This is a genomic window from Rhizobium sp. R339, from assembly GCF_002211395.1.
Taxonomy (GTDB): domain Bacteria; phylum Pseudomonadota; class Alphaproteobacteria; order Rhizobiales; family Rhizobiaceae; genus Rhizobium.
Genome location: NZ_LOKV01000012.1, coordinates 127824 through 145599 on the forward strand (window position 1 = coordinate 127824; position 17776 = coordinate 145599).

The following is a 17776-nucleotide window of genomic DNA, read 5'->3' on the forward strand; positions in this document are numbered from 1 at the left end:
TGCGTAACGCCGCCCGATTGGCAATCGCCGCGGTCTATTCCGCGGCTTCGATGAAGCGGTGGCGTTCGTAGAGGAACTTCAGCACGGCTTCGCGGCATTTGAGATATGTCCGGTCGGAGGCGAGTTCGAGGCGGTTGCGGGGGCGGGGCATGGTGACGTCGAGCACTTCGCCGATGCGGGCCGCCGGACCGTTGGTCATCATCACGATGCGGTCGGAGAGCAGCACCGCTTCGTCGACATCATGGGTGATCATCACCATCGTGTTGCCGAGCCGGACATGAATTTCCATCACCGCATCCTGAAGATGGGCCCGCGTCAGCGCGTCGAGCGCGCCGAAGGGCTCATCGAGCAGCAGGATCTTCGGCTCCATGGCAAGCGCGCGGGCAATGCCGACGCGCTGCTTCATGCCGCCCGAGATCTCCGCGGGCCGCTTGTCTCTCGCATGCGCCATCTGCACGAGGTCGAGATTGGCCATGACCCAGTCATGCCGTTCGGCCTTGGTCTTCGTTCGGCTGAAGACCTTGGAGACGGCGAGATTCACGTTCTCATAGACCGTCAGCCACGGCAGCAGCGAATGGTTCTGAAAGACGACGGCGCGCTCGGGACCCGGTTCATTGACCTCGCGATTTTCCAGAAGCACGGCGCCTGAAGACACCGGAGTCAGCCCGGCGATGAGATTGAGCAGGGTGGACTTGCCGCAGCCGGAATGGCCGATGATCGAGACGAATTCGCCCTCCGATATCGTCAGGTTGATATCCTTCAGGACTTCGGCGCGCACGCCGCCGCGATCGAAATGCTTGTCGATATGATCGAGCTTGAGATAGGCGTTCATCGTACGGTCCTCAGTTGGCCATGGCGCCGCGGGTGACGAGTTTGCCGAGCGCGGCCACCAGCTTGTCGAGGGCAAAACCGACGATGCCGATATAGGCGAGCGCGACGATGATGTCTGGAAGGCGCGAGGAGTTCCACGCATCCCAGATGAAGAAGCCGATGCCGACGCCGCCCGTCAGCATTTCGGCCGCGACGATGGCGAGCCAGGAGAGGCCGACGCCGATCCTGAGGCCGGTGAAGATGTAAGGGGCTGCCGACGGCAGCATGACTTTCCAGAAGAATTCGAGCTGGTTGAGCCGCAGCACCTCGGCGACGTTGCGATAATCCTGCGGAATATTGCGGACGCCGACGGCGGTGTTGATGATGACAGGCCAGATTGAGGTGATGAAGATGACGAAGATCGCCGAAGGGTTGGAATCCTGGAAGGCCGCGAGCGACAGCGGCAACCAGGCGAGCGGCGGCACCGTGCGCAGCACCTGGAAGATCGGATCGAGGCCGCGCATCGCCCAGATCGACTGGCCGATGATCGCCCCGACGATGACGCCGGCGACGGCGGCGAGGCCGAAGCCGTAAGCGACGCGCTGCAGCGAAACCAGCACGCGCCAGCCGAGCCCGATATCCTGGGAGCCGTAGTTGAAGAACGGATAGGCGATGAGGTCGTAGCTATCCTGCCAGACCTGGTGCGGCGAAGGCAGAGAGGCGTCCGCCGATGAACAGAGCGCCTGCCAGAGGAGGAGGACAAGTGCCAGCACGACGGCCGGCGGAACGACATTTTGAAGTGCGGTCAGCGCCGCACGGCGAAGATCGATCCGCGAGCCTTGCTTGCCGGAGAATGACAGCACCTTCGCCGCCGGCTTGGCAGGGACGACTATCGAGGGAATTTCTTTATTTGCCAGGGCGGACATCAGCGCGCTCCTCACGGGAATGGAAGGCCGGCGCGCCGCGCGCGCCGGAGGCGGGATCAGGAGACGGCCTTGATCGACAGGCTGTCGAGATAGGCGGAAGGATTTTCAGGATCGAAGACCTTGCCGTCGAAGAAGGTCTCCTTGCCGCGCGACGAGGAGGCGGGAATGTCGGCCGCAGCGACGCCCAGATCCTTGGCGGCCTCGCGCCAGATGTCTTCGCGGTTCACTTGGTCGACCAGCGCCTTGATGTCGGTTGTACCAGGCAGATTTCCCCAGCGGACATTTTCCGTCATGAACCAGGTGTCGTGGCTCTTGAACGGATAGGAGGCGCCGTCCTTCCAGAATTTCATATAGAGGTCGGTGGCCTTGGCTTCGCGGCCGTTGCCGTAATTGATGTCGCCCCTGAGGCGGCCGAGCACGTCCTTGGTCGGAACGTTGAACCATTGGCGCTTGCCGAGGATCTCGGCCATCTCGGCCTTGTTATCCATGCTTTCGCACCATTGCTGCGCTTCCATGACGGCCATCAGCAGGGCCTTGGCGGCGTTCGGATTCTTCTCGATCCAGTCGGCGCGCAGGCCGAGCGCCTTTTCGGGATGCCCCTTCCAGAGCTCGCCGGTGGTCGCCGCGGTGAAGCCGATGCCCTGGTTGACGAGCTGCTCGTTCCACGGCTCGCCGACACAGAAGACGTCCATGTTTCCGACCTTCATGTTGGCGACCATCTGCGGCGGCGGCACGACGATGGTGGAAACATCCTTGTTCGGATCGATGCCGCCGGCGGCGAGCCAGTAGCGGATCCAGAGGTCGTGGGTGCCGCCGGGGAAGGTCATGGCGGCCTTGATCTCCTTACCCTCCGCCTTCTTCTTCTCGAAGGCGGCCTTCAGCTTGGAAGCATCGAGCTGCACGCCGGTTTCGGCATATTCCTTGGCGACGGAAATGCCCTGGCTGTCGAGATTGAGCCGGGCAAGGATCGCCATCGGCACCGGCTTGTTGTTCTGCGTCACCTTGCCGGTCTGCATGAGATAGGGGAGCGGCGAGAGGATATGCGCGCCATCGATGCCGTTGGCTGCGCCGCCGAGCACCAGATTGTCGCGGGTGGCACCCCAGGATGCCTGCTTGGCGACGTCCGTTTCCGGCAGGCCGTGTTTGTCGAAAAAGCCTTTCTCCTTGGCGATGATGAGCGGCGCGGAATCGGTGAGAGCGATGAAGCCGAGCTTGACGCCCTTCACCTCAGGGCCGGCCCCGGCCGCAAAAGCGCCGGAGGGAAAGGCAGTTTTGACGGCGCCGATCAAGGCGGCCGCCGCAGTCGTCTTGAGCATGCTGCGGCGGGTGATGCCACTTGTCGAAATCCCAGTCGTCGAAATCTTTTTCATCTGCAGGTTCCCCTCTGCTGTGAATTCGCACGCAAAAAAACGCCGCCGGACATTGCTCGCGGGATGGGAGTTTCCCGACAGCAAAGACCTTGCGACGCCATTGTCTATTGCAGGCGCTTATGCCGCGCCTATCCGCGCCGGTCGCCGTTGACCGGTGCGTCTAGGACTACGCAATCGGCGTGCCAATTTAAGAGTTGGCCCCTAAAGGGCTGGCATTAAACGAAAAGTTCCGGATTTTTAGCGATGCCTATTTCTTGGGCGTTGAGAAAAAATGGTAATGTTTTGTGCGGTTGCGAGGGCGAGGCTTTTTGCAGGAGCGCGCTATTTGTGCAATGCACAGTGGCGTCTGACGTAGCCCAGAAGTCTACGAGAACGGCGGATCAGCGGGCTTATCGGCACTCGGCAACTGAATGGCTCGCGGAATGACGGCAGGCATGCTGAGCCATCTCGGCTGCACCGCATGGCGGCGCGATTGCCGTGAGATGCCGATTAGCACTCTATAAAATATTCAATGAGACATTTGGGCGAACGAAACAGCGAGATCGCCTTGAATACGAAACGGTCCAGAACGAATGTCGAGCTTGAGAACCTGCTTCGCCAGCTTGGCCTGGCTCTCGAGGCATCCGGGATCGGCATCTGGCAGCACAACATCGCAAAGAACCAGACGCGGTGGGACGAGCAGCTCAAGGCGATTTATGGCGTGCCCAAGGCGCCGCTCGATGTCATCTGGCTTGACAGCGTCCATCCCGACGACCTGGCGCCGACCAATGCGGTCTTTCTGCGCGCCATAGAAACCAAATCGGATTATGCATCCGAGTTCCGCATCATCCGGCCGGACGGGGTAGTGCGTTATCTGCGCTCGCGCGCCCGCTATTTCGTCGATGCGAGCGGCGATCCCTGCTTCGTCGGCGCCGAATGGGACGTGACCGACGACGTGCTTCTCAACAAGGAGCTCGAAAGAAGCCGGGAGGAGGCGCGGCTCGCCGCCGACCACGATCATCTCACAGGGCTGCTGAACAGGCGCAGCTTCGATTTTGCCCTGGCCGAATTTGCCAGAAAAGAAAGCGCCAAGGTCACGCTTTTCCACATAGACGTCGATCACTTCAAGGAAATCAACGATCGTTTCGGCCATGCGGTCGGCGATTTCGTTCTTTGCCATGTCAGCAAGATTCTGCTGAACGCCATTTCCGCAGGCGGTGTCGCCGCGCGTCTTGGTGGCGATGAGTTCGCAATCCTCATCCCCGAAGACGAAGGCGCCCGGATCGATGCGGTGCTCGATCATATTCAGGAGAGCCTGGGCAATCCGATCCCGGTCGGCGATCAGACGCTGATCGTGCGATGCTCGATCGGCGTTGCCAGTGCCGCAAGCGCCGATTTCGCCAAGCTGCTCTCGCATTCGGATCTGGCGCTCTATCACGCCAAACGGAACGGCCGGAACCGCGCCGCGGTGTTTTCCGATGAGATGGCTTCGGCGCTCGCCAACGAAAGGCAGCTTGCCCAGGACCTTCGTTCGGGACTGGCGCTCGGCCAGATCCGGCCTTTCTATCAGGTTCAGGTCGACGCCAGATCGTTGCGGATCAACGGCGTCGAGGCGCTGGCGCGGTGGCACCATCCGACCAGGGGGATTCTCGCGCCCTCGCATTTCCTGTCGCTCGCCGCATCGAACGGACTGGTCGCAGAACTCGATGACGTCATTCTGAAAGCCGTTCTGTCGGATATGGAATCCTCGGCCGCACTCGCCGGAATCCGGGTGTCCGTCAATCTCTCCGCCGACCGTCTCGACGATCCCGAATGGATCACCAGGCTCGGATCGTTCGACATACCGCCCGGCCGGCTGAGCTTCGAGCTGATAGAGACGATATTCCTCGACAGCCTGAGCGATCAGGTGCGGGAGAATATCCAGACAATCAAATCCTTCGGCATCGACATCGAAATCGACGACCTCGGTTCGGGTCACGCCTCCTTGCTGGGCCTGCTCGAGCTGCGGCCGGATCGCGTCAAGATCGATCGCCAGCTGGTGATGCCGATCCTGCAATCGGTGCCCAGCCGCCGGCTGGTCAGCTCGCTGGTCGACATAGCGCGCGCGCTCGATATGGAAGTCATCGCGGAAGGGGTGGAAACCCTCGATCATGCCCAGGTGCTTGCCGGTCTCGGCGTCCACACCCTTCAAGGTTATGCGTTCGGACGTCCGCAATCCTTTGCCGATCTGACGGCGCGGCTTGAGCAGGAAGAGGCATCGGAGTTGAGACGGGCCGATGCTGGCTGCGCGAGTCAGTAAGTTGAGTCTCGAACCAGCAAAGGGTTTGAAGGCTCACAGCTGTCGCGCGGCCTGTGCTCGCCCGTGCAAACAGTTGTTGGACCGAATTTCCCTCAAAGATCCATCGTCACTGACAGACATTGAGCGGGCGGCCTAGCTCTCTCTCGTCAATGCGTCGCCTCGGCGGCAGAATGTAGCCAAAGTTTCGGGATCTTGAGATGACACTTCAGTCTGAAGAAGCGCGCCCAAGCCGCTTTATGGATTGATAGTCGCGGCGTAAGTTTCTAAGAGTTTCTTCACCGCCAAAGCGCATCATGCTTGTAAGGGCCAAGATCCGGGTACGCCATGTGGAAAATGCTGCACAAAGAGAACGCAATCGAAGGAGCAGCGATAACGGTCCGCTTCGCAGAGCCATTAAGCTCTATGGTTGCAAAAAGGGTCGTTCGCGATATCGAGGGTAGGGCTTCTGACGTAGGCTTTTTCGATAAGCAGCCATTGCAGCAAATTCATTTCCAATTTGAGAGCCAAAACGCCGATATCCGGCAAACGCCGATTAACGGCATGCTTTTTCAACATAACTCTCTTGTTCGCGACGCCAATGGCGTGGTAGCGCCTCAACTTGCAAAGCAGTTTGTCGTCCAACCAGAACAGACGGTCATGCAAATACAAAGGTACCGCGGTTGGGATGTGGAGTGGCCAGACGCAGAAAAGCTGTTTGTTCCAGCACTAAGGATTGCATCGGAAGTTGTGCCGGTCGCTGCGTTTCGATTGGAATACCTCAATAGGTTCGTTTTTGACGGTCCAGTTGAAGAGGGGAATGTGAACCACCTTCTTCAGAGGTCAGACTTCATCGCTCCGCATGTTTTCGAAGCTCAAGATTTGTTTCACTCGCATACCGGGCGGTTTGACGAGATCTCGCTTTCACCGATGAAACGCCGTCTGACTCAGGTGAATGCTGATCTGCAAATTCTAAGCCCTCCACACCCAACCGCAGGAAATAGAACTTTATCACTTATGATGGCAGTGGAGTGGCAGTTTGGTGTGCCGGGACTCGAAGTCCCCCCCCCTGAGGTCGAGGAGGTTGTCTCTAAATACTTCTCTTGCTTGCACGACGATATTCATGCCTTATTTAAGAAGTTGGTCGACTCAAAGTTTGCTTCGGAGAATAATCTGCCACAATGAACCTTTCGGTTTTCAAGGTATCCGGCTCAAATATAGGGCCGGTTCTTTCGGCAACTGCTCTAGCTGTAACGTCAACGGTGTCCCCATCGCCAGCACGCGCTGAGGGACAGCAGCTAACTATTTTTCCCGGGCAGTATGTGATGCGCGCGCAATCTCCTACCGATGTAAAGTTCATGCTTGGGCGTGACCTGGGCGGTCAACAAGAGCCTGTTGATACCGCGCAGATGCCGCATCAGATAGTAAGAGGAATTGACGAGCAACGAGCGGCAAGGCTGTTACTTCTGAAGCCCGAAATGGAGTTAGGCTATCTTGCGCCCAGCCTTGCCACATACAAGCCGTCGCTCACTCCGGATCCTCCGCTTTTCGTCGGAAGTGCAATCCAAATGGCATCGGAATTCTACGACAACGTGCCGGCCGAAGCGCGAAGCGAGATGCTGTGGGATGTAGTCTCTCTTTCATATGCCGTCGGCGGTCCCACTCCGAGAGTGGACGTTGTCGATGGGATGACAACGGTTGATTTCTCAGCGCCTGGACACCTTGTTAGCATCTTGATCGATCAAGACGTTTGTCATCTGTCTGCCTTCAGTCGTCAGAAGGAATTGAAGATGACGTACGTTATGGAGAAGGGTGTGCCGCGGGACGAATTCGTCGATGTCGTTTGGGGCCAACTTCGTGACTTCCATCGCTCCTCAGAGGCGTAGTGCATGGCGCGTTGGAGCCCTGGCGAAGCCGTGACGCCTTCCGAGGTCATTGCACGTCGTGTGTTTGACAAAAACTCGGACGCTCCGCTCGATATGCAATCGCTTGATCCCAACTTATTTTTAGACACTAGGCTTCAAGAAGATCTTTCGTTGGACCGCCTTGGTGAGGGACAGCCACTCAAGGCAGTTATCAGTCATCTTACGCCAGCTTGCGATGACGATGCGTCAAGGCAAAAGAAGCACTTTCGGGGCTGGTTGGCAACGCAGCGTAAGAATGTGAAGTTTGAGGCGGTTCGACCCGATGTCTTGACCATAGAGAGGGATGGCGTAGACAATCCCTTTCATGCGCTGCTGGACAGGAGCGCGGCTCGTGAAAAGGGGCAAGCTTGGCATTTAAGCCGATCGCTTTTTATGACATTCAAGGAACATGGCGCGACGGTGGCTCCCCTCAGGCGAGAGACGGAGCCGTAAGCTTGCAACCTTTAGAGTGATCTCGGATTTCTAACCTTCATGGCTGTCAGCAATTGTCCGAAGCGCGCCGCCGCTCGTCTCAGTGGATCGTGGGCCATTGCGCAATATGTGGAGCGTGAGACGCTCCGGCGGGAGACGCTCGATGCCTGGGATGAATTTCAGGCGACTGGTCGGCACGTGACCGGCGATGAGGTCGAGAATTGGCTTTCAACATGGGGAACTGACGAAGAACTCCCCACGCCCGAATGCCACAAATAATCTTTTCCCCGGCTGCAATGCGAAGCAGGGAAACCGTGCTCAGCGCTTTCCCTTCGTCCGCGTCGCCAGGACGTTGCGGATCGAGAAGCTGGAGTGAATTCTGAGGACGCCCGGCAAGGCCGACAGGATTTCCTTGTGGATCCGCTCGAATTCGCCCGCATTGGCGACTTCCACGCGCAGGAGATAATCCGAGCCGCCGGTCATCAGAAAACATTCCCGGATTTCCGGATGCCGGCGGACTGCCGCTTCGAAGCGGTCGAGATAATCTTCCGTCTGCCGTTCGAGGGTGATGTTGATGATCACGGCAATCATCGCATCCGCATTGCTCGTATCGAGAAGCGCCGTATAGCCGCGGATCACGCCCGTCTTTTCCATGATCTTGATGCGCCTGAGGCAGGCCGACGGCGACAGGCCGACCTCGGCCGCGAGCTTGGCATTGCTCATGCGGGCGTCGAGGCGCAGCAGTCTGAGAATGTTGCGATCGGTGGCGTCGAGAGCGGGCATGATCGATTGTTCCAAATTTTCATCGACTATGCGCATAATATGCAAAGTACGCAATAATCAATGACAGAATCGCAGGCAATTTCGCTCATTGTTTCATACACTCTTGGAAAAGAGGGGTGGACATGGATAGCGACATTTTGGTTTCCCACGCACGTACTGCCACGATCATGCAGGGAGCCACCGGCTATCTGACGATCGACCTCGCCGCACTCGGCCGCAACTACCGCAAGCTCGTATCCATGCTGGCGCCCGTCCGCGCCGGCGCCGTCGTCAAGGCCGATGCTTATGGCCTCGGCGCCGAACGGGTCGCCAGAACGCTCTACGCTCAGGGCTGCCGGCATTTCTTCGTCGCCCAGTTCGTCGAGGCCGTGCGGCTCCGGCCGGCGCTTGCCCAGGACGCCCAGATTTTCGTTCTGAACGGCTTGCAGCCGGGCAATGAAATCGCCTGCGCCGAGAGGGGCATCGTCCCGGTCCTGAACTCGCTCGCCCAGTGGCGGCAATGGTCGGCGGCGGCGCGCGCGCTGAAGCGCTGCCTGCCCGCCGTCCTGCAGTTCGACACCGGCATGTCGCGGCTGGGCTTCCCCCGTGAAGAGAGGGCAGACCTCGCGGCCGCCCTTCGCGACGGCGGCAATGTCGAGATCCTGTTCATCATGAGTCACCTGGCCTCGGCCGATGAGACGGACGGCGAGCAGAACGGCGAACAGCTGGCGGAGATGGCCTGCATCGCCGAGGAATTTCCGGGCTTCGATATTTCCTTCGCCAACTCCGGCGGCGTCTTCCTGGGCGATGCCTATCATGGCGTGCTCGCCCGGCCGGGCATCGCGCTCTACGGCGGCGCGTCGAATGCCGGTGCAGAGAATCCGATGGAGCCGGTCGTCAGCCTCGATGTCGCCGTCGTGCAGACGCGCGCCGTGCCTGAAGGCACGAAGGTCGGTTATGGCGGCGCGCATGTCACGCATCGGGAAACGCGCCTTGCCACCATTGCAGCCGGCTATGCCGACGGCCTGCCGCGAAGCCTGAGCGGCCGCGGCGCCGTCTATTTCAAGGGGATCCGCCTGCCGATCGTCGGGCGCGTGTCGATGGACAGCATCACCGTCGATATATCGGCGCTGCCGGAGGGTGCTCTGACGCTCGGTAGCCTTGTCGAAGTGCTCGGGCCGCACCAGACGCTCGAGGATATCGCGCGCGATGCCGATACCATATCTTACGAAATCCTAACCGGTCTCGGCGATCGTTATCACAGGCAATATCGCTGAGATCAGGCGCTTCATCATTGGGAAGATCATGAAAGTCATCGTTCTAGGCGCCGGCATCCTCGGCGTCACCTCCGCTTATCAGCTCGCCAAATCAGGCCACGAGGTGACGGTCGTCGACCGTCAGTCCGGCCCGGCGCTGGAGACGAGCTTTGCCAATGCCGGCGAAGTCTCCTTCGGCTATTGCTCGCCGTGGGCGGCACCCGGCATTCCTGCGAAGGCCATGAAGTGGCTGTTCATGAAACATGCGCCGCTCATCCTGCGCCCGAAATTCGACGTGGCCATGCTCGCCTGGATGGCGAGGATGCTGTCGAACTGCACCTCCGAGCGCTACGCGATCAACAAGAGCCGCATGCTGCGCCTTGCCGATTACAGCCGCATCGCGCTCGCCGAGCTTCGCGTCGAAACCGGCATTGCCTATGACGAGCGCATGCAAGGGACGCTGCAATTGTTCCGCACGCAGCAGCAGCTCGATGCTTCGGCGAAGGACGTCAAGGCGCTGGCCGCCGACGGCATTCCCTACGAGGTGCTCGACCGGGACGGCTGCATCCGAGTCGAACCGGCGCTGAAGCATGTGCGCGACAAGATCGTCGGCGGCCTGCTGACGCCGAAGGACGAAACCGGCGACTGCTTCAAGTTCACCAATGCGCTGGCCGCCAAAGCCGAAGCGCTCGGCGTCCGCTTCGTCTATGGCACGACGATCAAGGCGCTTGATGTCGAGGCCGGGCGCGTGCGCGGGATAAACACCGCTCGCGATGGAGATCCCGATCGCGAGCGCATGAGCGCGGATGCGGTGGTGGTCGCGCTCGGCAGCTATTCGCCGCTGCTGGTCAAGCCTCTCGGCATCAGACTGCCGGTCTATCCGGTCAAGGGCTATTCGCTCACCATTCCGATCACCGATGCGTCGCGTGCGCCGGAATCGACCGTCATGGACGAAACCTACAAGATCGCCATCACCCGGCTCGGCGATCGCATCCGCGTCGGCGGCATGGCCGAGATCTCTGGCTATACCAACGATCTCGGCCTGGCCCGCCGCAGCACGCTGGAGCACTCCGTCACCGATCTCTTCCCCGGCGGCGATGTTTCCAAGGCGTCCTTCTGGTCCGGCCTGCGCCCGATGACGCCTGACGGTACGCCGGTCATCGGCCCGACCAAGGTCGCCGGCCTCTTCCTCAATACCGGCCACGGCACGCTCGGCTGGACGATGAGCACCGGTTCGGCGCGGCTGATCGGCGATCTCGTCAGCGGCCGCTCGCCCGAAATCGACGCCAAGGATCTTGCAGTCGGCCGCTACGGCTGAGCGCGCAAGCGGCAGGAAAGGGAATGTGCATGATTGTACAAATTGGTTATCCCTTTGGGGCGTCGTCACCCGAGGTCGCGAATGTCCGTTGATCCCCACAGGCACAGCACCGCCGATCTTTCCCGGGAGACGGCGATGGCAGGCATGTCCTTTCGGGAAATGGTGCACATCGGAACGGAGCCGGACCAGCTCTCGGAAGCATTGTCGACGCCCAAAGCAGCGATCAGGATGACGGCGGAGGGCAAGGCGCCGATTTCTTATCGCTGCAATTTCATCTCGGCGGGAGATGTCAGCGTTGCCGATTGCTCCTATGAAGGCACGCTTGTCGGCAAGCGGGACGGGGTTGTCGACCGATTGGCCATATTTCTGCCGACGCAGGGCAACATGCTCTTCGGCGGCGGCAAGGAGCCGATTTATTCCGTGCCTGGCCGGGGCGTCATCCTGGAGCCGGGCCGTGCCAGGGGCACCAGCATCTTCGGCCCCCGCCAACACCTGTGCATGTTCATCGATCGGGGGATGATCGTCAGGCGCCTCACGCATATGTTCGAGCGAACGATCACGGGCGACATCGGCATTCATCCCGATATCGATCTTGCGGCCGGCCCCGGGCTCATCTTGCAACAGATCGTGGCGAACCTTCATGCCGGTCTTGCCGGAAATGGACCGCTGCGGCGCTCGCCGCTGGCTGTCAGCTCGCTCTCGGATGCGGTGATCTACCTGCTTCTGGAGGCCTGTCCCAATCGCTATTCGGACGAACTGGCGCTGACCGCTCCGGCGCCGGCGCCTCGCCATGTCAAATGGGCCATCGACTACATGCAGGAACACATCGCCGAGCCGATCTCGCTCGACGACATCGCGGCGGCGGCCAAGGTCAGCGTACGGACCTTGCAGCAGGGTTTCCGGCAGTTCAGGAACACGACCCCGATGTCCTATCTGCATGAAATCCGCATGCTGGCGGCCCATCGCGAATTGCTGGAATCCGACGGCAGGCAAGCCATTGCCGAGATCGCGCTGAGATGGGGCTTTACCCATTTCGGGCGTTTTGCTGCCGACTACAGGAAGCGTTTCGGCCAGCTGCCGTCACAGGTCTTCAAGCAATGAGCGTCAGCCTGCCCGGAGCCGCCGGCGGACGATTCCAGCGTGGAAGTCTACCCCATGGAGCAGGCCCGCATCGTTGAAATCGTAGGTCGGGTTGTGGAGCGGCGGTGAGTTTTCGCCATTGCCGAGGAAGACGAAGCAGCCCGGCACCTTCGCAAGGAACTGCGCGAAATCTTCCGATCCGGTCATCGGCTTGCTCGCGACGGCGACATTCGAAGCGCCGTAGAGATCGCGCCCCACCGTAAGGGCTTCCCCCGTCAGGACGGGATCGTTCATGAGCGGCACGAATTCCCTGGTGTAGAGAACGTCGGCCTTGACGTTGTAGGTCATGGCCGTGCCCTCGGCGATGACGCGCATCTGCTTTTCGATGGTTTCGCTGATCTCCGGACGGAAGCTGCGGGCGTCGCCGAGAATACGGGCAAGGCCGGGGAGCGCGTTCCGCGTGCCGTCGGTGATCAGCTCGGTGACGGAAACGACGCCGATATCGGCCGGGTCCAGCCGCCGCGAGACGATCGTCTGCAGGTTTGTCACCAGCGCGCAGGCGGCGACGAGCACTTCATTGCCCCAATGCGGTCGCGCGGCATGGCCGCCGATACCGGTCAGTGTGATCTCGAAATTGTCCTCGGCCGACATGATCGCTTCGGGACGCGTTTGGAAAATGCCGACGCCAAGCCCAGGCATATTGTGGATGCCGTAGATCTCGTCGAAGGGGAAACGCTCGAACAGCCCGTCGGCGATCATCGCGAGCGCGCCCTTGCCCCATTCCTCGGCCGGCTGGAAGAGGAAGCGCACGGTGCCGTCGAAACCGCCTTCTTGAGCCAGGGTCTTTGCCGCGCCGAGCAGCATCGTGGTGTGGCCGTCGTGACCGCAGGCATGCATGGTGCCGGGGTTCTGCGACCGGTAGGGGACGTCCGCCTGCTCGCTGATGCGCAGGGCATCCATATCCGCGCGCAACGCAATGGCGCGATTGCCGCTGCCGCGCTTCAGCGTTCCGACGACGCCGGTGCCGCCGACGCCTTCGGCGACCTCGTCGAAGCCGAATTCCCTGAGCTTGGCCGCGACGAAGGCTGCGGTCCGCTGCTCCTCGAAGCCGAATTCGGGATGGGCGTGGAGATGGCGTCTCCATTCCGTCATGTCCGCGTGAAGCGCATTCCTGTCGATGCTCATGCCGGCAGTCCTTCCGTGGCGAGGCGGCGAACGACGTCGAGCAGGATGTTGGCGCCTGCGACGAGATCTTCGTCGGCGGTGTATTCCTTTGGATTGTGGCTGATGCCGCCGGCGCTCGGAACGAAGATCATCGCCGATGGGGCGATCCTGGCGATCATCTGCGCATCGTGGCCGGCGCCCGAGGTCATCCGCCGGCAGGCGAGACCCCGCTTTCCTGCGGAGTTTCCGATGAGCTCGACAATTCCCAAATCGAATTTCACCGGCTCGAACCGGGCAAGCCTTTCCACCGATATGCCGACCTGCTCCTTCGCCGACAGGCTCTCCAGGAAGGATGCGAGCGCGGCTTCTTCTTCGCGGAGGCGGCCCTCGTCCGGATCGCGCAGATCGACCGTGAAGGTTGCCCGCGACGGGATCACATTGATCGCGTTCGGTTCGAAATTCATGCAGCCGACCGTCGCCACCGTCGGCGTGTTCGAGGCCTTTGCCCGGTCGCGCAGGAAGGTGACGACCCGTGCCGCGGCATGACCCGCATCGCGGCGCATCGAGATCGGCGTCGTTCCCGCATGGTTGGCGTCACCGATGATAGTCACCTTCTGCCAGGAAATGCCCTGAAGGTCTTCCACGGCGCCGACGGGAACGCCCTCGCGCTCGAGGACCGGCCCCTGCTCGATATGCAGTTCGACATAGGCATGCGGTTTCAGGAAGCCCGGCTCATATTCGCCGGCATAGCCGACGCGCTTCAGCTCCTCGCCGAGCACCGTCCCGTCGGTGCCGATGGTGGCAAGCGCGGCATCGACGTCGAGACCGCCCGCATAGACCAGCGATCCCATCATATCGGGCGCGTAGCGCACGCCTTCCTCATTGGTGAAGGCCGCGACGGCGATCGGCCGGGATGGCGCCAGACCTTCCGCCTTCAGCGTCTCGATCACTTCAAGCCCCGACAGCGTGCCGTAGCAGCCGTCAAAGATGCCGGCGCCGATGACCGTGTCGATATGCGAGCCGAGCAGAATGGGGGCATTGTCCGCCACGCCATCGGGCTTCCAGATGCCGAAGATATTGCCGATGCGATCGACGGCGACTTCGAGTCCCGCGTCTTCGATCCACGCCACGAACTGGTCGCGGCCGAGCTTTTCGCTATCGGACGCCGCCAGCCGGACGAGCCGGCCTTCGCTATCCCGGCCGATCTCGCCGAGCGTCCTGATGCGTCCGAGAAGACGCGCCGCATCGATGGATGGCCTGGTCATGCCATGGCTCCTTGCCGGTTCTTCGCGGCGACCGCGGCGGGCGGCAGTCCGGTTATTTCTTCATATTTGCCCGGATCGGTCGCGCCCTCCGTGTTGACGACGAAGATGCGGGAGCCTTGGCCGATCGCAAGCGCCGCCCTGATCGCCGGGTCGGCGGTGGCTTTGATGGCGGCTGCGAGGCCGACGCCGCCGCTTTCACCGGCGACGATCGCGGGATCGCCGGCAACAGGGCGGGCAAGGCGGTTCATGATCGCGGTCGCCTCCGTCTCCTCCACCGTCATGAAGGCATCGGCCGCACGCGAAAGAACACGCCAGGCGACCAGGGAGGGCTCATAACATTCCAGCATCGCCATGACAGTCGGCTCGCCATGGGCGACCGTAACGGGCTGGCCGGCGCGCGCCGTCTCGAAGAGGCATGCCGCGCGGGCGGGATCGACGACGGTGAAGACGGGACGCCGCTCGCCGAGCGCGATCGCCAGATGGCCGGCGACCGTCGCGGCGATGCCGCCGACGCCCGATTGAATGAACACATGCGTCGGCGGCTCCGGCATCTGCGTGAGAGCTTCCCTGATGAGCGCGGTATAGCCCTGCATCACCAGGCCGGGGATGCGCTCATAGCCCGGCCAGGAGGTATCCGAGACGATGATCCAGCCCTTCGCCTCGGCGATGCGGGCCGCCTCGCGGACGGAGTCATCATAGGTGCCCTCGACGCGGATCATCTCCGCGCCGAAACGGGCGATGGCGGCGACGCGTTCGTCGCTGACGCCTGCGTGCACGAAGATCGCGGCGCGCGCACCGACGAGCTCCGCGCCCTGGGCAACCGAGCGGCCATGATTGCCGTCGGTGGCGCAGGCAACCGTCATCCCGCGCGCAACGGCGCGAACCTCCTCCGAATGCAGCTCGGCCATATCGACGTCGCGGCCGAGTTTCTGCCGCGCCTGTTCGAGCACGAGGCGGATCACCGCATAGGCGCCGCCGAGCGCCTTGAAGCTGCCGAGGCCGAGGCGATGGCCCTCATCCTTGACGTGGATTGCGCCGACGCCGATCTCGCGCGCCAGTCCCGGCAGGGCGACGAGCGGCGTAACCGCATGGTCCTCGCGGAAGGCGAGGTAGCGCTCCACCTCTTCGGCGGCGGCGATGCCGAGCGTCTGCTCGTCTCGCGGATCGAGCGGCAGCCGATAGCCGGCAGTGGTATTTGGAAGAAACATGGCGAACCTCGATTTCGTGATGCCGCTGAACTCTATTGCACCGCTGGCGAAAAAGGCGCTGATATTGGCGGGTTCATATGCAATTTTGTTTCGCCGGAGCACTCATTTGAGCAAGCGCGTTCAGACCTCTCCTCTCGATGCCTTCGACCGCAAGATCCTCGCCATCCTGCAGCGGGACAATATGACGCCGCAGCGCACGATCGGCGAAGCAGTCAATCTTTCGGCGCCCGCCGTTCAGCGGCGGATCAAGCGGATGCGGGAGGAGGGCGTGATCCGGGCGGACGTCGCGGTCGTCGAGCCGGAGGCGGTCGGACAGTCGATCACGATCTTCGTCGAGGTGGAGGTGATCAGCGAAACGGCCGACCAGATCGAGCGGGCGAAGAAGGAATTCGCGGCCGCCGCTGAGATCCAGCAATGCTATTACGTCACCGGCGAAGCGGATTTCATTCTGGTCATCGTCGTGCCGTCGATGGCCGATTACGAGGCGCTGACGCGGCGGCTCTTCTTCGGCAACAACAACGTCAAGCGCTTCCGGACCTTCGTTGCGATGGACCGGGTCAAGGTCGGGCTCGGCGTGCCCGTCGGCTGAGCCGATGCGACAGCCATTCGCCCCCGCATCGGCTGGTTGGCAAGGTTATGCCGCGCGCTTCAGCGCATCGGCGATCGTCGAAACGATCGTGTCGATCTGCTCCTTCTCGACGATGAGCGGCGGAGACAGCGCGATGATGTCGCCGGTCACGCGGATCAGCAGGCCCTTCTTGAAGCAATCGACGAAGACGTCGTAGGCGCGGGTTCCGGGTGCAGCGGCGCGGGGTGCGAGTTCGACCGCGCCGACCAGGCCGAGGTTGCGGATGTCGACGACATGGGGCAGGCCCTTCAGCGAGTGGAGGGCTTCCTGCCAGTGGTCGGCGAGCTCGGATGCGCGGGTGAGCAGGCCCTCTTCCTCGTAGATTTCGAGCGTGGCGAGACCTGCGGCGCAGGCGACGGGATGACCGGAATAGGTATAGCCGTGGAAGAGCTCGATCGCATTTTCCGGGCCGACCATCAGGCCGTCGTAGATCTTGCGGCTGGCAAAGACCGCGCCCATGGGAATCGCACCGTTGGTCAGACCCTTCGCCGTGGTGACGAGATCGGGCATGACGCCGAAATAATCCGCCGCGAACGGCGTGCCGAGACGGCCGAAGCCGGTGATGACCTCGTCGAAGATCAGCAGGATGCCGTGTTTGTCGGCGGTGGCGCGCAGCTTTTCGAGATAACCCTTCGCCGGCAGGACGACACCCGCCGAGCCCGACATCGGTTCGACGATGACGGCGGCGATGGTTTCGGCGCCATGCAACTGCACCAGCCGTTCGAGATCGTCGGCGAGCTCGACGCCGTGAGCCGGAAGGCCCTTGGAAAAGGCGTTTCGCTCGACATCGAGCGTGTGGCGCATATGGTCGGCCGGGATTTGCGGGAAGACCCGGCGGTTGTTGACGAGGCCGCCGACGGAAATGCCGCCGAAGCCGACGCCGTGATATCCCTTTTCGCGTCCGATGATGCGCGTGCGGGTGCCCTGGCCGATGGCGCGTTGATAGGCGATGGCGATCTTCAGCGCCGTGTCGACCGATTCTGAACCCGAGCCGGTGAAGAAGATGCGGTCGAGCTTGGCGTCAGCGCCGCCCGGCGCGTTTGCCGCCAGTTTCGAGGCGAAGTCGAAGGCGATGGGATGGCCCATCTGGAAGGTCGGGGCATAGTCCATGGTCGAAAGCTGCCGCTCGACGGCCTGGGCGATCTTCTTGCGGCCGTGACCGGCATTGCAGCACCAGAGGCCGGCCGTGCCGTCGAGAACCCGGTTCCCATCGACATCGGTGTAATACATGCCCTCGGCAGCTGCGAGAAGCCGCGGCGTGGCCTTGAACTGCCGGTTCGCGGTGAACGGCATCCAGAAATTTTCGAGTACGGGCGCGTTCGTCTTGTTGATCTGGTCCATTCTGGCCTCCTTGGGAATGAACCGAGAATGGCGTGATTTCCGCTTTGCAAACAAGTCC

At 61.7% G+C, this 17776-nt stretch carries 16 protein-coding genes and 1 pseudogene; 9 read left to right on the plus strand and 8 right to left on the minus strand.

The window, feature by feature from the left end:
- Positions 1-34: 34 nt before the first annotated feature.
- The 3 genes from ATY76_RS14860 to ATY76_RS14870 are packed head-to-tail and all read right to left on the minus strand — an operon-like array spanning position 35 to position 3106.
- A complete protein-coding gene (locus ATY76_RS14860) occupies positions 35-832 on the minus strand; it encodes an ABC transporter ATP-binding protein (protein WP_088675514.1) in 798 nt (265 codons plus the stop codon).
- A gap of 10 nt (positions 833-842) precedes the next feature.
- The gene (ntrB, locus tag ATY76_RS14865) at positions 843-1736 is read right to left on the minus strand and encodes a nitrate ABC transporter permease (protein WP_088675515.1); all 894 of its coding nucleotides are present in this window, start codon (positions 1734-1736) and stop codon (positions 843-845) included.
- Between the two features lie 56 nt (positions 1737-1792).
- Positions 1793-3106: a CmpA/NrtA family ABC transporter substrate-binding protein gene (locus ATY76_RS14870; protein WP_088675516.1), complete on the minus strand. Its 1314-nt coding sequence runs from the start codon at positions 3104-3106 to the stop codon at positions 1793-1795.
- A gap of 547 nt (positions 3107-3653) precedes the next feature.
- Between ATY76_RS14870 and ATY76_RS14875 the strand changes: the two genes are divergently transcribed.
- The 5 genes and pseudogenes from ATY76_RS14875 (at position 3654) to ATY76_RS14895 (ending at position 7975) form a co-directional block, all read left to right on the plus strand.
- On the plus strand, positions 3654-5384 hold the full coding sequence (locus ATY76_RS14875) for an EAL domain-containing protein (protein ID WP_245309884.1): 1731 nt from the start codon (positions 3654-3656) through the stop codon (positions 5382-5384).
- Between the two features lie 324 nt (positions 5385-5708).
- Positions 5709-6545, plus strand: coding sequence for a TIGR04255 family protein (locus ATY76_RS14880; protein ID WP_088675518.1), 837 nt, complete (start codon positions 5709-5711; stop codon positions 6543-6545).
- The gene (locus ATY76_RS14885; RefSeq protein WP_141105020.1) at positions 6542-7246 is read left to right on the plus strand and encodes a hypothetical protein; all 705 of its coding nucleotides are present in this window, start codon (positions 6542-6544) and stop codon (positions 7244-7246) included. Before ATY76_RS14880 ends, ATY76_RS14885 begins: the two co-directional genes overlap by 4 nt.
- 3 nt (positions 7247-7249) lie before the next feature.
- The gene (locus ATY76_RS14890; protein WP_088675520.1) at positions 7250-7717 is read left to right on the plus strand and encodes a hypothetical protein; all 468 of its coding nucleotides are present in this window, start codon (positions 7250-7252) and stop codon (positions 7715-7717) included.
- Between the two features lie 26 nt (positions 7718-7743).
- Positions 7744-7975: pseudogene (locus ATY76_RS14895) on the plus strand (CopG family ribbon-helix-helix protein).
- 39 nt (positions 7976-8014) lie between these two features.
- Here ATY76_RS14895 and ATY76_RS14900 read toward each other — a convergent pair.
- Positions 8015-8479 (minus strand): Lrp/AsnC family transcriptional regulator, encoded by a 465-nt coding sequence (locus ATY76_RS14900; RefSeq protein ID WP_088676050.1) that lies wholly within the window; start codon positions 8477-8479, stop codon positions 8015-8017.
- Between the two features lie 122 nt (positions 8480-8601).
- Between ATY76_RS14900 and alr the strand changes: the two genes are divergently transcribed.
- The 3 genes from alr (at position 8602) to ATY76_RS14915 (ending at position 12133) form a co-directional block, all read left to right on the plus strand.
- Entirely contained in the window at positions 8602-9735 is a 1134-nt protein-coding gene (gene alr, locus ATY76_RS14905; protein ID WP_088675521.1) for an alanine racemase, read from the plus strand.
- A 28-nt stretch (positions 9736-9763) separates the two neighbouring features.
- A complete protein-coding gene (locus ATY76_RS14910; protein WP_088675522.1) occupies positions 9764-11032 on the plus strand; it encodes a D-amino acid dehydrogenase in 1269 nt (422 codons plus the stop codon).
- Positions 11033-11113: 81 nt separating this feature from the next.
- Complete coding sequence (locus ATY76_RS14915; RefSeq protein WP_088675523.1) at positions 11114-12133, plus strand: AraC family transcriptional regulator; 1020 nt, start codon at positions 11114-11116, stop codon at positions 12131-12133.
- A gap of 3 nt (positions 12134-12136) precedes the next feature.
- Here the strand turns inward: ATY76_RS14915 and ATY76_RS14920 are convergent, their stop codons facing one another.
- The 3 genes from ATY76_RS14920 to ATY76_RS14930 are packed head-to-tail and all read right to left on the minus strand — an operon-like array spanning position 12137 to position 15749.
- Entirely contained in the window at positions 12137-13297 is a 1161-nt protein-coding gene (locus ATY76_RS14920) for a M20 aminoacylase family protein (protein ID WP_088675524.1), read from the minus strand.
- Positions 13294-14541 (minus strand): Zn-dependent hydrolase, encoded by a 1248-nt coding sequence (locus tag ATY76_RS14925; RefSeq protein WP_088675525.1) that lies wholly within the window; start codon positions 14539-14541, stop codon positions 13294-13296. Before ATY76_RS14925 ends, ATY76_RS14920 begins: the two co-directional genes overlap by 4 nt.
- The gene (locus ATY76_RS14930) at positions 14538-15749 is read right to left on the minus strand and encodes a diaminopropionate ammonia-lyase (RefSeq protein WP_088675526.1); all 1212 of its coding nucleotides are present in this window, start codon (positions 15747-15749) and stop codon (positions 14538-14540) included. Before ATY76_RS14930 ends, ATY76_RS14925 begins: the two co-directional genes overlap by 4 nt.
- Positions 15750-15855: 106 nt before the next feature.
- Here ATY76_RS14930 and ATY76_RS14935 point away from each other — a divergent pair, with 106 nt between their 5' ends.
- A complete protein-coding gene (locus tag ATY76_RS14935; protein ID WP_088676051.1) occupies positions 15856-16338 on the plus strand; it encodes an Lrp/AsnC family transcriptional regulator in 483 nt (160 codons plus the stop codon).
- A gap of 45 nt (positions 16339-16383) precedes the next feature.
- On the opposite strand, the gene ATY76_RS14940 is transcribed toward ATY76_RS14935, so the two are convergent.
- Complete coding sequence (locus tag ATY76_RS14940) at positions 16384-17718, minus strand: aspartate aminotransferase family protein (protein ID WP_088675527.1); 1335 nt, start codon at positions 17716-17718, stop codon at positions 16384-16386.
- Positions 17719-17776: the final 58 nt, after the last annotated feature.

Coding starts and splice junctions, on each gene's coding strand:
- ATY76_RS14860 (WP_088675514.1), bottom strand. CDS start 832: ATGAACGCCTATCTCAAGCTCGATCATATCGACAAGCATTTCGATCGC.
- ntrB (WP_088675515.1), bottom strand. CDS start 1,736: ATGTCCGCCCTGGCAAATAAAGAAATTCCCTCGATAGTCGTCCCTGCC.
- ATY76_RS14870 (WP_088675516.1), bottom strand. CDS start 3,106: ATGAAAAAGATTTCGACGACTGGGATTTCGACAAGTGGCATCACCCGC.
- ATY76_RS14880 (WP_088675518.1), top strand. CDS start 5,709: ATGTGGAAAATGCTGCACAAAGAGAACGCAATCGAAGGAGCAGCGATA.
- ATY76_RS14885 (WP_141105020.1), top strand. CDS start 6,542: ATGAACCTTTCGGTTTTCAAGGTATCCGGCTCAAATATAGGGCCGGTT.
- ATY76_RS14890 (WP_088675520.1), top strand. CDS start 7,250: ATGGCGCGTTGGAGCCCTGGCGAAGCCGTGACGCCTTCCGAGGTCATT.
- ATY76_RS14900 (WP_088676050.1), bottom strand. CDS start 8,479: ATGCCCGCTCTCGACGCCACCGATCGCAACATTCTCAGACTGCTGCGC.
- alr (WP_088675521.1), top strand. CDS start 8,602: ATGGATAGCGACATTTTGGTTTCCCACGCACGTACTGCCACGATCATG.
- ATY76_RS14910 (WP_088675522.1), top strand. CDS start 9,764: ATGAAAGTCATCGTTCTAGGCGCCGGCATCCTCGGCGTCACCTCCGCT.
- ATY76_RS14915 (WP_088675523.1), top strand. CDS start 11,114: ATGTCCGTTGATCCCCACAGGCACAGCACCGCCGATCTTTCCCGGGAG.
- ATY76_RS14920 (WP_088675524.1), bottom strand. CDS start 13,297: ATGAGCATCGACAGGAATGCGCTTCACGCGGACATGACGGAATGGAGA.
- ATY76_RS14925 (WP_088675525.1), bottom strand. CDS start 14,541: ATGACCAGGCCATCCATCGATGCGGCGCGTCTTCTCGGACGCATCAGG.
- ATY76_RS14930 (WP_088675526.1), bottom strand. CDS start 15,749: ATGTTTCTTCCAAATACCACTGCCGGCTATCGGCTGCCGCTCGATCCG.
- ATY76_RS14940 (WP_088675527.1), bottom strand. CDS start 17,718: ATGGACCAGATCAACAAGACGAACGCGCCCGTACTCGAAAATTTCTGG.